This is a genomic window from Streptomyces sp. PL-29 (assembly GCF_058344425.1).
Map to the genome: position 1 here is coordinate 6,620,425 of NZ_CP136996.1, position 14,506 is coordinate 6,634,930.

Annotated in this window: 8 protein-coding genes and 1 pseudogene; all 9 read left to right on the forward strand. The window is 74.7% G+C overall.

What is annotated here, in order from left to right; all coding sequences use genetic code 11:
* Nucleotides 1-605: 605 nt before the first annotated feature.
* The 9 genes and pseudogenes from R4Z63_RS30165 to R4Z63_RS30205 all read left to right on the forward strand — a co-directional run bounded on the left by R4Z63_RS30165 (nucleotide 606) and on the right by R4Z63_RS30205 (nucleotide 14,472).
* The gene (locus R4Z63_RS30165; RefSeq protein ID WP_491522611.1) at nucleotides 606-2,270 is read left to right on the forward strand and encodes a TOMM precursor leader peptide-binding protein; all 1,665 of its coding nucleotides are present in this window, start codon (nucleotides 606-608) and stop codon (nucleotides 2,268-2,270) included.
* Nucleotides 2,260-4,206: a TOMM precursor leader peptide-binding protein gene (locus tag R4Z63_RS30170; protein ID WP_384449182.1), complete on the forward strand. Its 1,947-nt coding sequence runs from the start codon at nucleotides 2,260-2,262 to the stop codon at nucleotides 4,204-4,206. The genes R4Z63_RS30165 and R4Z63_RS30170 overlap by 11 nt, the downstream gene beginning before the upstream one ends.
* A 40-nt stretch (nucleotides 4,207-4,246) precedes the next feature.
* Complete coding sequence (locus R4Z63_RS30175; RefSeq protein WP_037917005.1) at nucleotides 4,247-5,797, forward strand: SagB family peptide dehydrogenase; 1,551 nt, start codon at nucleotides 4,247-4,249, stop codon at nucleotides 5,795-5,797.
* A 13-nt stretch (nucleotides 5,798-5,810) separates the two neighbouring features.
* The gene (locus R4Z63_RS30180; RefSeq protein WP_384449185.1) at nucleotides 5,811-8,567 is read left to right on the forward strand and encodes a lantibiotic dehydratase; all 2,757 of its coding nucleotides are present in this window, start codon (nucleotides 5,811-5,813) and stop codon (nucleotides 8,565-8,567) included.
* On the forward strand, nucleotides 8,564-9,640 hold the full coding sequence (locus tag R4Z63_RS30185) for a lantibiotic dehydratase C-terminal domain-containing protein (protein ID WP_384449303.1): 1,077 nt from the start codon (nucleotides 8,564-8,566) through the stop codon (nucleotides 9,638-9,640). Before R4Z63_RS30180 ends, R4Z63_RS30185 begins: the two co-directional genes overlap by 4 nt.
* Nucleotides 9,637-10,739 (forward strand): annotated as a pseudogene (locus tag R4Z63_RS30190) (peptidase M50). The gene R4Z63_RS30185 and the pseudogene R4Z63_RS30190 overlap by 4 nt, the downstream one beginning before the upstream one ends.
* A gap of 78 nt (nucleotides 10,740-10,817) precedes the next feature.
* Nucleotides 10,818-11,786 carry an ABC transporter ATP-binding protein gene (locus tag R4Z63_RS30195; RefSeq protein ID WP_384449188.1) on the forward strand — a complete coding sequence of 323 codons (969 nt, stop codon included), beginning with the start codon at nucleotides 10,818-10,820 and terminating at the stop codon, nucleotides 11,784-11,786.
* A complete protein-coding gene (locus tag R4Z63_RS30200) occupies nucleotides 11,783-12,538 on the forward strand; it encodes an ABC transporter permease (protein WP_037917017.1) in 756 nt (251 codons plus the stop codon). The genes R4Z63_RS30195 and R4Z63_RS30200 overlap by 4 nt, the downstream gene beginning before the upstream one ends.
* Complete coding sequence (locus R4Z63_RS30205; protein WP_384449192.1) at nucleotides 12,535-14,472, forward strand: TOMM precursor leader peptide-binding protein; 1,938 nt, start codon at nucleotides 12,535-12,537, stop codon at nucleotides 14,470-14,472. The genes R4Z63_RS30200 and R4Z63_RS30205 overlap by 4 nt, the downstream gene beginning before the upstream one ends.
* The last annotated feature ends 34 nt before the right edge of the window (nucleotides 14,473-14,506 follow it).

The window sequence follows — 14,506 nt, forward strand, 5'->3', positions numbered from 1 at the left end:
CCAGACCGCACCCAGGGGTGTCCCCATGGCCCACGCCAGCTATCACGCCGTTGCCGAGACCCGTCCCCGGATCCGCCGGGACGTGCTGTTCACCGAGACGCCCGACGGCGTGCTGTTCCACAACGCGGACGGCGGCTTCCGGCTCACGGCCAAGTCCGCCTACCGCTTCGCAACACTGATCGTCCCCCACCTCACCGGCGAGCACTCGGTCGCCGACCTGTGCCGGGGTCTCGGCGAGGCACAGCAGGCCATGGTCGGCGAACTCGTGCGGACCCTGTACGAAAGGGACTTCGCCCGTCCTGTCGCCGCCCCCGACGCATCCGCGGCCGGGCAGCCGGCGCCCGCCCCCGACGTGGCCCGCCGGTACGCCCCGCAGATCGCCTACGCCGACCACTACGCCGACGACGCCGAAGCACGGTTCCTGCGCTTCCGCGACACCCGCGTGGCCGTCCTCGGCGACGACGACGTCGCCCGCTGGTGCGCATCGAGCCTGATACGCAACGGCTGCGCGCTCGTCGGTGTGACACCGGCCCTGCGCACCCCACCGCCCGGCACGCCCGAACTCGACGCCGAGGCGGGCCGAGGCCGTCGCCGACGGCTGCCCGGTGGAGCTGCGTACCCTGCCGACGGCCCCGGACCGGCAGCCCTCCTGGTCCGAACTGTCCGAGTACGACCTCGTGGTCGTCACCGGCGGGCGCACCGCGCCCGCACGCCTGCTGCCGCTGCTGCGCACCGGCATCCCGGCCGGCCGCACCCTCCTGCCGGCCTGGTCCTACGGGGCCGACGCCGTCATCGGCCCGCTCATGACCTCCACCGCCACCGGCTGCTGGGCCTGCGCCGCGCTCCGGCTCGGCGCGGCTGCGGGCCGCGACGGTGCCGCGGCGGCCGAGCTCTGGAGCGCCCTGGCCCTGCCGGGCGGGCCGACCGCGTCCGGCCCGGAGCCCGGGCGGCCACTGGCCGCGATGATCGGCAACCTCCTCGGCTACGAGGTCTTCCGCACCACCAGCGGGGCGCTGCCCGCCGAGACCGCAGGCCAGGTGATCGTGCAGGACATGGCTTCGCTGGACGTGACGGCCGAACCGCTCCTGGCCCACCCGCGCTGCCCGTTCTGCGCCCCGGACGAAGAGGCGACGAGCCGGGCCACGGCCCCCGTGGACCTCGCCGAAGCCGGTACCACCTGCACCCCCGCCCTGCCCACCCTGGACACCGCACGTGCGGCGGAGGCCCTGGTGGAGGAGCTGAACCGGCGCTCCGCGCTCGTCCGTCCGTACACCGGCGTCTTCACGCGCTACGCCGACGAGCCGCTGACCCAGATCCCCCTCAAGCTGAGCGTGGTCGAGTTCGGCACCGGACCCGCGGCCTCCCGGGCGATCGCGGCCTTCGACGTCCACCACGTCGCCGGGGCCCGGATGCGGGCGCTCGACGCCGCGGCCGTGGTCTACGCCGAGCACGTCGTCCCCGCGTACGGTGTAGCCGCCCGTGGCGAAGCCGCGGTCGCGGAAGGCTCGCTGACCATCGCTTCCGGGCTGCCCGGTACGGCCGCCGCCTGGCAGCCGGCCGTCTCCCTGGTCACGAAGGAACCCGCCCTCGTGCCGGCGGGCGCCGTACGCCCCTTCGGCCCGCACAACGGCGACCGGCTCTTCGAGCGGACCCGCGCCGGCGCCGGCGCCGGACCCTCGCCCGCCGACGCGGCCGCCGCGGGCCTGCTCTCCGCCCTGGCCCACGACGCCCTGCTGCGGGCCGTCCGCGGGGCGGCGGCCCTGCCGGTGCCGCTGCCGGACGGCAGCGACGACACCGGCGACGCCGAACTCGTTTTCCTCGTACGGTCGGCGGACCGGCTCGGGCTCGCCGTCGAGCTCCTCGACCTCGGCGAGGCCGCGCACTCCGGTGTCCAGGTGCTCCTGGCCCGGGCCGGGGAACGCTGGGCCGTGGGCGCCTGCCTGGACCGACGAACGGCGACGGTGACCGCGCTGCGGGACCTGCTGGGCGCCGTGCAGTTCGAGCGGGACGAGGATGCGCCCGGCGGACCGGCCGACACGGGTGATCCCCTGCTGGCCGACCTCGACGCCCGCACGCTCACCGTCGCGACCGACGGCCGGTCCGCCGACGGCCGGTCCGCCGACGGTTGGTCCGAGGTGCTCGACCGGCTGCGGTCGGCGGGCCGCGACGTCTACGCCGTGTCCACCGGCACCCCGGACCTGGCCTCGGCCGGACTCCACACCGCCAGAGTGCTGCTGACCTCCGCTCAGGAGCCGGGCGATGACCACTGAGCCCCTGGCGCCCGGCCTCCCCGGCCTCCCCGGCCTCCCCGACGCGCTCGGCCCCGACGCGGCGGCCCGCTTCACCGCCCGGCTCGACCGCGACCTCGCGGCGCTCGGAGGCCCCCCGGTCACGCTCACCCCGCTCGGTCTCGCCGACGCCTTCACCCGCCCCGTGCCCGAGCCCCTCGACGGCGCGACCGTGCCCGTGCACCTCTACGGCCACCAGGCGGTCGTCGGGCCGGCCGGCGGCTGCGCCCGTTGCCTGGAACGCCGCTGGCAGGCGGTACGGTCCGTGGCGCTCCGGGACGCCCTCGAACTCGGCGGCGCCACCCGGGCCGCGGGGGACTGGCCCTACGCGCACCCCTTCGCGGCCTCGGCTCTGGCCGCGCTCGTCACGGCCGCCCGGGAGCCCCGCCCCGGCGCTCCCGCAGCGGGCGGCGTCTTCCCCGCCGTCCGGCTGCTGGACCTGCGGACCGGCCGCGTACGCAGCTACCCGCTGGTGCCCGACCCGGAGTGCCCGGTCTGCGCCGCCCCGCAGGAGGACACCGCCGCAGCGGCCGTGCCCGAACTGCCGCCCGCGCCGAAGCACCGGCCCGGGGTGTTCCGCACCCGGCCCGTCGAGTCGTACGGGATCGACGTGGCCGCCTTCGCCAACCCGCTGTGCGGGGCACTGGGCCCCTCCCTCGTCCAGGACGTCTCCTCCACCTCCACCTCCGCCACCATCGGCTGCTTCTCCATGCGCTCGGGTGCGTACCTGCGCGAGACCTTCTGGGGCGGGCACACGGACTCCTTCGCGCGCAGCGCGCACGTGGGCGTCCTGGAGGGCCTGGAGCGCTACGCGGGGATGCGGGCCCGGGCCCGCACCACGAGCGTCACCGGCACGCTGAACCGGTTCGGCGCCGACGCGGTGGACCCGAGGGACGTCGGGCTGTACGACGAGGCCTTCCACCGCGACAACCCGCGCGTGCGCCCCTTCGACCCGGACCGGGAGATCGCCTGGGTCTGGGGCTGGTCGCTGCGCGACCGGACGCCCCGCCTGGTCCCGGAGATCCTGACGTACTACCACGCCCCCGGCCTGGAGAACCGGTTCGTGCAGGAGAGCTCCAACGGCTGCGCCTCGGGCGGCAGTCTGGCCGAGGCGGCCTACTTCGGCCTGATGGAGGTCGTCGAGCGCGACGCCTTCCTGCTCAGCTGGTACGGACGCCAGCCGCTCCCGGAGATCGACCCGGCGAGCAGTTCCCGCCCGACCACCCGCGCGATGGTCGACCGGCTGGCGATGTACGGCTACCGGGCCCGGTTCTTCGACACGCGGATCACCTTCCCGGTCCCCGTCGTGACCGCGGTCGCCGAACGCTTCGACGGTGGACCCGGCCGGATGTGCTTCGGCGCGGGCGCCGGCCTCGACCCGGAGTCCGCCCTGGCGTCGGCGCTGTGCGAGATCGCCACGGACGCCGTCAACCTGCCCGGGCGCACCGAGCGCGACGAGGCCCGGCTGCGCGCCATGGCGGCCGATTTCGATCTGGTCACGGCACTGCACGACCATCCGCTCGTCTACGGGATCCCGGAGATGGGAGCCCACGCGGACTTCCTGCTGCGCAGCTCCGGCCGCGAACGCCCGCGGACCGTCGCCGAACTGCGGTGGCCCGACCAGCAGGGCGCGACCGCCTCCGACGACGTGCGCACCGATCTGGAGCGGTGTGTGTCGGCGGTCACCGCCGAGGGGTTCGACGTCGTCCTCGTCGACCAGACGATGCCCGAGCAGCGAGCCCTCGGACTGCACACGGTGAGCGTGCTCGTCCCCGGCCTGCTCCCCATCGACTTCGGCTGGTCGCGGCAGCGGGCGCTCGGCATGCCGCGGATGCGGACCGGCCTGTTCGCCGCCGGGCTGCGCGAGCGCCCGCTGGAGCCCGGCGACCTCAACCCGGCACCGCACCCCTTCCCCTGACCGGCCACCGCCGGCGTCCGACCCGAACGCAGGAGGACCCATGGGCCACGCCCATGTCTACGCCCACGAGATCATGCACCGCGGCCGGGTGCCGATGGAGCCCGCCGACTTCGTCCCCGACTGGGCCGACCGGCCCCGCAAGGCCAAGTTCCACCCGGATGCCGAGACGCTCCCCCTACCGGTGCCGCCGCACACGCCGCCGGGGCTCCTGCCGGGCTTCACCCTGCCGCTGCTGTCCGGGATGCTGCGGGACTCCTACGGGCTGACCGGCCGGCGCCTCGCGGTCCAGGCCAACACCGACCTGGCGGCGCTCCCGCACTACCACCACGCGAACTGGTCGCGCGGTACCGCCTCGGGCGGCGGCCTCTACCCGGTGACGGTCCACTGGGCGGCCGGACCCGGCGGACCGCTGACACCCGGGCTCTACCACTACGCTCCCCACCAGCACGGGCTGCGCAGACTGCTCGCCGGCGACGTCACCGGCGACGTCCGGGAGGCCCTCGGTCCGGGCGCGGGCCCGGCCGGACGGGCCACGCAGTACCTCGTCCTCGGCGTCAAGTACTGGCAGAACGCCTTCAAGTACAACAGCTTCTCCTTCCACGCCGTCAGCATGGACGTCGGCGCCCTCGTACAGACCTGGCGGCTGTGGGCGGCGCAGTACGGGCTGCGGATCGACCCCGTGCTGTGGTTCGACGAGGAGCGCCTGGCCCGGCTGCTGGGCGTGGCCCCCGAGGAGGAGGGCGTCTTCGCCGTCGTCCCGCTGACCTGGGAGGGCGGGCGCGAGCCCGGTGCGGGCGGGGCGACGGGCGCCACCACGCGGCACCGGGACGCCGAACGTTCGCGCCGTGTCCTGGAGTTCGAGACCCTGCGGCGCGTCCACCGGGCCACCGAGGGGCGGGCCGCCGACCGCCCGGCGCCCGGAGCGCTGGACGCGGCGGCCGCCCACCCGCCCCGCGGCGCGCAACCGCTGGCGCTGCCCCGGCCCCCCGCGCCGCCGGTCCCGGCCCCCCGCGCCCTACGCGAACGCCGCAGCAGCTTCGGCCGCTTCGACGCCTCCCGGCCCGTCGCCGCCGAACAGCTCGCCGCGGCACTCGCCGACTGCGCGGCCACCCGGTACGGGACCGAGGCCGAGAGCCCCGGCGGCCCCTCCCTCACCTCGCTGTACGCCTTCGTCAACCACGTCCGGGGCATCGACCCGGGCGCGTACGCCTACGACCCGGCCGCGCACACCCTGCGGCTGATCACGGCAGGACCGCCCGGCCCCTTCCTGCAGCGCACCTACTTCCTCTCCAACTACAACCTGGAGCAGGCCGGTGCGGTGCTCGTCCCGACGGTCCGCACCACCGCAGTGCTGGACGGAGTCGGCGACCGCGGCTACCGGCTCGTGGGCGGCACCGTCGGAGCCGTCGCCCAGACCTTCTACACCACGGCCGCGGCCTTCGGCCTGGGCGCCGGGGTGGCCCTCGGCTTCGACAACATCTCCTACATCGAGGAGCTGGGCCTGACCGGCACCGACGAGGCTCCCCTGCTGATCATGCTGCTGGGCCACGAACGTCCCCGGCCGGCCGACTTCCGTCACGAGATCGCCTGAAGGGAGCGGCACGATGAACACCACCGAGTGGCACGCGGGCGACCGCTTCATGCTGCGCGTCGCAGGGCTCCCGCTGTCCGCGGTCGACGTCCTGCGCGCCGACCGCACCCGCGGCTGGGCCGAGGAGGTCCTCACCGCCGAGACCGGTCTGCGCCAGGGCGCCGCGCGACTGGGAGACGCGCTCCACGCGGCCGTCGGGGCCACCGACCCGGCCCCGGACGGCCCGGGCGCGGCCCGGCGCCGCGCGCTGCTGAAGCTGCGCCGCCAGATCCACAACGACCGGCTGCCGGCCCGGCCCGACGCCTCGACGGAAGCCGCCGTCGAAGCCGTCGCCGCCGTGGACGAGGCCGCCGCCGAAGACCTGGCAGGCTGGCTGCACCGGCGCCGCCTGCTGGACAAACTGCTGGCCGAAGGGCCGCAACTGCTCACCGCGGACCTGGCCCGCAATCGGTCCGCGCTGCGCGGCCTGGTCCGCGACGAGCGGCTGCGCGCCGGGCTGCTGCTGGCCTCACCGGTGCTCGAAGGGCAGCTCGACGGATACGCCCGCGCCGGGAACGCGCCGAACGGGCGGGCCCGCAAGGCCGAACGGTCCCTGCTGTCCTACGTGTACCGCACGGCCTGCAAGACGAGCCCGTTCAGCACCCTCACCGCCGTCGCCACCGGACGCTTCACCGACAGCACCGGCGGGGGCGTACCGGGCGGGACGCGGGTGGCCGACGCGTGGAGCAGCAGCGTACGGCTCAACGTCGTCGTCCTCGCCCGGATCGCCGAGCTGATCCAGGCCGACCCGGAACGCCGCCGGGACCTGCCGCTGCGCCTGGCCTCCGGCTGGGGCCACGAGGACGACCGGATCCGCTATGTGCGGCGCTCGGTCACGGCGGGCGACGACGCGGCCGCCGTCACCTTCGACGCGGTCCAGGACCGGCTGTTCTTCCTGCGCCGCAGCGGCACCCTGGAGCGGCTCCTCGGCCTGTTCGCCGAGCGTCCCGAGCTGCGCCACCGGGACCTGACCGACTGGCTGGCGGCCGAGCACGCCGCCGGCCCCGAGGAGTGCGAGGCGTACGTCTCCGCCCTCCTCCAGCTCGGCATGGTGCACGCGCCCCGCCTGGACACCCAGGTGCACAGCGGCGACCCGCTGAGCTCCTTCCGGCAGGCGCTGACCTCGCTGGAGCGCCCCTGGGCGGACCGGCTCGCCGCCCTGCTCGAAGCGCCCGCCGCCGCTCTGGCCGGCTACCCGGCCGCCGACCGCGCACAACGGGTCGAACTGCTGCGGGTGCTGCGCAGCGGCCTGCGCCGCGCCCAGGAGGAGCTCGGGGCACCGGACGCGGCCCTGCCGCAGACCCTGCTGTACGAGGACGTGAGCGCCGGCGCTGAACTGCCCTGCCCGCCGCCCGACTGGACCGCGCTGCGGTCGGTCGAGCGGATCCTGCCCGCCTTCGACCTCACACTGGCCCAGCGGATCACCTTCGAAGGGTTCTTCGCCGCCCGCTACGGCGCCGGGGGCCGCTGCGAGGACCTCCTCGGGCTGGTGCACGACTTCCACGAGGACTTCTTCGACCAGTACCTGTCGTTCACCGCCCGGCGCAGACCCTTCGACGAACGCGGCGAGTACGTGCCCGAGGAGAACTGGCTCGGCCTGCCCGGCATCCGCGCCCTGGACGCGGCGCGCCGTGCCTTCACCGGACGGATGCGGCGGGCCTGGACGGCGTACGGGGACGCGCACGGCCGTGACACGGCGGCCGTCCTGCGTCTCGACGAGGCGGACCTCGCGGCGGTCGCGGACGAACTGGGCCCGATCGCAGCGCCGTTCGCGCCGCGCTGCCACCACCTCCAGCTCGGCCGCGACCCGGCCGACGGCACGCCGCTGACCGTGCTGAACCGCTCGTACGGCGGGCTGTCCTTCCCCTTCAGCCGCTTCACCCACGTGTACGACGGGACGGGCGCCGGCCTCTCGGACGCCCTGCGGGCCACGGCGAACCGGATCACCCCGCCCGGCGCGGTCCTCGCCGAGGTGACGGGCGGCCCGGTCACCACCAACCTGAACCTGCACGGCCGGCTGACCGACTACGAGATCGTCTGCCCCGGCGAGAGCGGCACCCTCGCGCCGGAGCACCAGCTGCACCTGGACGACCTGTACGCCGAACACGTGCCGGCCACCGGGCGCGTGGTGCTGCGGTCGCGCAGCCTCGGGCGCGAGGTGGTCCCCGTCTACCTCGGCTACCTGGTGCCGCTCGCCCTGCCTGCGATCCCGCGCACGCTCCTGCTGCTGTCCCCGTCCTCGATGTCACCGCTCGACGTGTGGGCCGGCGTACCCGAGGGCCCCGCCCGCGACAGCGTGACCACCCGGCCCAGAGTGGTCCACGGCGATGTCGTGCTGAGCCGCCGCAGCTGGACCACCGCGGCCGGCGACCTGCCCGTCCGAGGGGCACTGGAAGCGGGCAACTTCCTGGACTGGCAGCGCTGGCGCCGGGCCCACGGACTGCCGGAACAGGTGTTCGCGACGGTGTCGGCCGGCCCGTCGGCAGCCGGGGCCAAACCGACCTACGTCGACTTCGCGAGCCTGCTGTCGCTCGCGGCCTTCGAGACCCTGCTGCGCGATCCGGCCCACCGGGTCGTCTTCCGGGAGATGCTCCCCGACCCCGGAGGCCTGCACGTGCGCTCGGCGGACGGCGCGCACGTCGCCGAACTGGCCGTCGAGACCTTCACCACCACCCACCGGCACGCAACGGACCCCGAAGACCAGGAAGGCGGCACGCGATGGCCGAGATGACCCCGTCCACCACCGGCGCCCCCGGCGACACCCGCGGAGCCTGGCAGGCCCTGCACATCTTCTACGCCGCCAACCCGCAGCCGCTGCTGGTGCAGTGCGTCCGGCCGCTGATCGCCGGCCTCACCGCCGACGGGCTCCTCGCCGGGCACTTCTTCATCAACTACTGGCTGGAGGGACCGCACGTGCGGCTGCGGCTGCGCCCGGCCACTCCGGAGGCGGAACCCGAGGTGCGGCGCCGCGCGGAGGAGGCCGTGGCAGCCTTCCTGCGGGCCCGGCCGGCCCTCTACGAGGTCGACTCCGGATTCCTCAACGAGTTCTACAACACGCTCTTCGACATCGAGTTCCCGGAGGGCGACCGGGCGGCCTTCATGGGACCCGACGGCCGGATGAACCTGCGCCCGAACAACTCGTACTCCCGCGAGCCGTACGAGCCCGAATTCGGGAAGTACGGCGGTCCCGCCGGCGTCGAACTCGCCGAATGGCACTTCGCCCGCTCCAGCGACCTGGTCATCGACGCGCTGCACCGCATGAACCTGCACCTGCGCACCGTCCTGCTGGGCACCTCCGCCCAGCTGATGATGGTCATGGCGGGCGTCTTCCTGCCCGACCGGGACGAACTCGCCGGATACCTCGACCGGTACTACGAGTTCTGGCACCAGGCCTTCCCCGGCACCGGGTTCATCGGTTCCCAGGAGTACGACCGGACCTACGGGCAGACCGCCCCCGGGCTCGGCCGCCGTTTCGCCGCCGTGCGCGACGCGCTGGCCTCGGGCGAGACGGGCCGGCTCCCCGCCTTCCTGGCCGGGTGGGCGGAACACTGCCACGAGCTGCGCGAGCGCGCCGAGGCGCTGGCCGCCGACGGGGAACTGGTCTTCCGCTCCTGGGACGGCACCCGCGACGAACGGGTGACGGACCCCGCCGAGGCGCTCCCCCTGCTGCTCTCCCCGTACATGCACATGACCAACAACCGGCTGCACGTCACCATCCGCGACGAGGCGTACCTGGCCCACCTGCTGGGGCGGGTGCTGCGCGAGGGCGAGGTCCCGGCCGGCAGCCCGGCGGTCGCCACATGACCGGGCTGCTGGACCACCGGCCCGCCCTGCGCCCGGAGGTCCTGCTGTCCCCTCCGCTCCTCGCCGGGCCGGCGACCGTCCACCTGGTCAAGGACCCCGTGTCGGGGGCCTCGTTCGAGATCGGCCCCAAGGAGCACTTCCTCGTCTCCCGGCTCGACGGCACCCGCAGCCTGGCGGAGATCGGGACCGAGTACGGCCGGACCTTCGGGCGGCGGCTCGGCGAGGCCAACTGGCAGCAGTTGCTGGCCCTCCTCGGCAGCCGCCGGCTGCTCGCCGGTGGCCCGCCGCCCCCCGCGCCCGCCCCGGCCGGACCACCGCTCACGGGCGGCCTGCTCCGCGGTACGCTGCGGCTGGTCGCGGACGCCGATGCCACGACGGCCCGGCTGCACCGCGTCCTGCGCCCGCTCCTGCACCCGGCGGTGCTCGGCGCCCTGCTGCTCGGCTGCCTCGCCATGGAGACCGCGCTCGTCCGGTCCGCCGGCGAACTCGTTTCCTCCTTCGGCTGGTTGCTGCGCCAACCGGTCCCGCTGCTGGCGGTGGCCACCCTCATGTGGCTGAGCACGGCCCTGCACGAGTTCGCGCACGGGGTGGCCGCCCGCCATGTCGGCGGCACCGTGGGCGAGATCGGGCTGCGCTGGCGGCTGCCCGTCGCCATCATGTACTGCACCGTCGACAACTACCGTTTCCTGGAGAGGCGTCGGCAGCAACTTGCGGTCGCCGCCGCGGGCGCCTTCGCCAACCTGCTGTTCCTGCTGCCGTTCTGGCTCTGGTGGACCCTGCTGCCCGCGGGCGACGACCCCGTCCGGCGCACCCTCGCCGCACTGCTGCTCATCGGCAGCGCCCAGGCGCTCGTCAACCTGATCCCCCTGCCCCCCGCTGGACGGTTACACGATGCTCGGACACGGCCTGCGCGTCACACGGCTGGCACCCGCCAGTTCGGGGGTATCTCCGCCTCCGGATGCGCGACCGGACGGCCGCTGCCGCCTATCCGCCGCGCGCCAGGAGGCTCTACCTCGGCTACGCCGCCGGCTCCGCCGCCCTCGTCCTGCTCCTGGCGGCAGGCCTCACGACAGCCGTCTGGTACGCCGCCACCGCCTGAACCCACCCAGCCCGAACCCACCCGGCCCGAACCCACTGCACGACAGACACACGACAGACACAGAGGGACGCACGACCCATGACGACAGACAGCACCCAACCGCCCGACTCCCCGGCCATCGCCGTTGAGGACGTCCACAAACGCTACGGCGACCGCCGGGCGGTGGACGGGGTCTCCCTCGAGGTGCGCCGCGGCGAGTTCTTCGGGCTCCTCGGCCCGAACGGAGCGGGCAAGACCACCCTCATCGAGATCATGGAGGGGCTCCGCCAGGCCGACGGCGGCACGGTCACCGTCCTCGGCCAGAGCCCCTGGCCCCGCAACACCGCCCTGCTGCCCCGGATGGGCGTACAGACCCAGGCCTCGGCCTTCTTCGTGCGGCAGAGCGCGCGCGAGCACCTCGCCACCGTCGCCGGCCTGTACCGGCGTGATCCGGCTGCCGCGGACCGCACCCTGGAGAGCGTCGGACTCACCGAGCAGCGCGACGTCCTGGTGGAGAACCTCTCCGGGGGCCAGCGCCAGCGGCTGGCCATCGCCTCCGCACTCGTCCATGAACCCGAGCTGATTTTCCTCGACGAACCGACGGCCGCCCTGGACCCGCAGGCCCGCCGCGACCTGTGGGAGGTACTGCGCGCCCTCAAGAGCCAGGGCCGCACGATCGTCTACACCACCCACCACCTCGACGAGGCCGAAGCCCTGTGCGACCGCGTCGCGATACTCGTCGGCGGCCGGATCGCCGCCCTCGACTCGCCGCACCGGCTGGTCACCGCGGCCGGCGCCCCCTCGCGCCTGCTGCTGCCCGTCGGCCGGCTCGGTGTCGAGGAGGCGGCGGCGCTGCCCGGTGTGGACCGGGCCGTCCTCCAGGGCGGCTCCCTCGTCCTGGAGACCGCGACGCCGGGCAAGGTGCTCCAGGCCGTCGACGCGCTCACCGGACTGGACGGGGTGATGACCCGCACGGCGACGCTGGAGGACGTCTACCTCGAACTCACCGGAGCCGCACACCCCGGCCCGCAGGCCGGCCCCCACCCGCAGACGGAGTACCAGGCATGAGCGCATACACGGCCCTGACCGCCGCCGGCTACCGGGCGCAGGTCCGGGACAAGGCAACCCTCTTCTTCACCTTCGCCTTCCCGCTGCTCTTCCTGGTCGTCTTCGGCCTGATCTTCAGCGGCCAGGACGTCGAGGAGACCGGCCGCCCGTACATTTCATACATCGCGCCCGGAGTGATGTCCTGGGGCGTCGCCAACGCGGCCGTCTTCGGGATCGCCTTCACCCTCATGCAGTGGCGCCGCGACGACCTGCTGAGGCTGATCCGGCTGACGCCGACCCCGCTGACGACCGTGCTCGCCTCGCGGTACGTACTGGCCCTGGCCGTGGGCGCAGTGCAGGCCGCGGTGTTCGTCGCGGTGGCCGTGCTCCCCGGCTTCGGACTGGTCCTGGACGGCCGCTGGCCGCTCGTACTGCCTGCCCTGCTGCTCGGGATCACCGCCTTCCTCGCCATCGGAGTGATCGTCGGAAGCTACGCGAACACCCCGGAAGCCGTCGCCGCCATCGCCAACTGCCTGATGGTGCCGATGGCGTTCCTGTCCGGGTCCTTCCTGCCGTTGGACATGATGCCGGCCTGGCTGCAGTCGGTCTCCCGCGTCCTGCCGCTGCGCTACCTCAACGACGCGGCGACCGGCGCGCTCACCGGCACCGGATCCCTGGCCGCCATCGGCACCGGCTGCGCGGCGCTCCTCGGCTTCGCCGTCCTGTTCGGGGCGATCGGGCTCAAGACCTTCCGCTGGAGCAACCGGACATGACCACGACCCCGCCGTGTCCGCCCGCCCCCGACGGGACACCCCTCGAATCCGCCCGGCGGGACCTCGCCGAGGCGCTGGTCCCGCTCGGCGCCGTCGTGGTGACCCTGGGCGTGCACGATGCCCTGGGGCCGCGCGCCGCCGACCCGTTCGCCGCCGTCCGGCCCCGGGCCACCGTCCACCTCAGCGCGCGGGAGGTGCTCGTCGGCCCCTGGGGCGGAGACGGCGGCGCACCGGCGTGCGGCCAGTGCCTGGCCATGCGCCGCCAGCGGCTGCGCAGCCGGAGCGAGCGCGACGCGCTGGAGACCGGCCGCGGGCCGGGTACGCCCACAGGCTCCGAGTGGCCCCGGCTGTCCCCGTACGCGCACGACGCGGTGTACGCCCTGCACGAGGCGGTCCACGGCGGCCGGGTCGCCGCACCCGCCGGTGCGGCCGCCGACCGGGCCCTGCCCCAGGTGTCCCGGCTGGACCTGGAGACACTGCGCGTACGGACGTATCCGCTGCTGGCCGATCCGCTGTGCCCCGACTGCGGGCCCCGGGGCGCCGACGCACCGCGCCCCTTCACCCCCACCTCCAGGCCCAAGCCCGCTCCCGAAGCCCAGCGGCTGCGCGCCGCGTCCTCCTACCCGATGCCGTACGCGGCGCTGGCCAATCCGGTGACGGGGGTGCTGGGCGGGGGGACCTGGCAGAACGTCACCTCGCCCACCACCGCACCGGTTGCGGGCAGCGTCTTCATGCGGGGGTACGCGGGACTGACGGACGTGACGTGGAGCGGGCAGGCCAACAGCTTCGCCGCCAGCCGCGACCTCGCCCACCTGGAAGGACTGGAGCGGTACGCCGGAACCCACCGCCGCACCGGCAAGACCCTGCTCACCGCCGCGTACGCCGAACTGGGCGAGCGGGCCCTGGACCCGGCCGCGTGCGGGTTCTACGCGGCCGAGACCTACCGGGACGACCCGCTGGTGTCCCCCTTCGACCCCGAACGGCCCATCCCGTGGGTGTACGGGCACTCGCTGCGCGACGACCGCCCCGTGCTGGTCCCGGCCCGGCTGGTGCACTACAGCGCCGGCGTCGCCGCCGACAACTTCGTCTTCGAGTGCTCCAACGGCTGTGCCATCGGCAGCTGCGAGGAAGAGGCGCTGCTCGGCGCCCTGCTCGAACTCGTGGAGCGGGACGCGTTCCTGCTCGCCTGGTACGGCGGACTGCGGCTGACCGAGATCGACCTGGCGAGCGTGCCGGGGACCGCCGTGCGCGCGATGGCCGACCGGGCCGCGCTCCAGGGCTACGACGTGCACGCCTTCGACAACCGCATCGACCTGGCCGTCCCGGTCGTCACCGGGCTCGCGGTGCGCCGCGACGGCGGCCCCGGGCTGTACTCCTTCGGCGCGGGCGCCGCGCTCGACCCGGCGGCGGCGGTGGAGGCCGCCCTGTCGGAGGTGCTCACCTACATCCCGCACCTGCCCCGCCAGGTCGAGGAGCGGCGCGGCGAACTGGAGGAGATGGCCGCCGACTTCGACAAGGTGCTGCACCTGAAGGACCACGCCCAGCTGTACGGGCTGCCCGCGATGGCGGAGCACGTCCGCCCCTACCGGGAACCGCTCGCCGTACGCACGATGGACGAGCTCTACCGGTCCTGGACGGAGCACGGACGACCCCGCACCGGAGACCTCCGCGACGATCTGCGGTGCGTCGTGGACGAGCTGGTACGCGCCGGACACGACGTCGTCACCGTCGACCAGACCACCCCGGAGCAGCGGCGGATCGGCCTGCACACGGTCTGCGCCGTGGTGCCCGGGCTGCTGCCGATCGACTTCGGCTGGGCCCGGCAGCGCGCCCCCCACCTGCCACGGCTGCGCACCGCGCCCCGGCGGGCGGGGATGCGCACGGCCGACCTCGCGGACGCCGACGTCCGCAGGATCCCGCACCCCTTCCCGTAGGAGGCCGCAACGGCCGATGCCCCGGCCCCCGCAG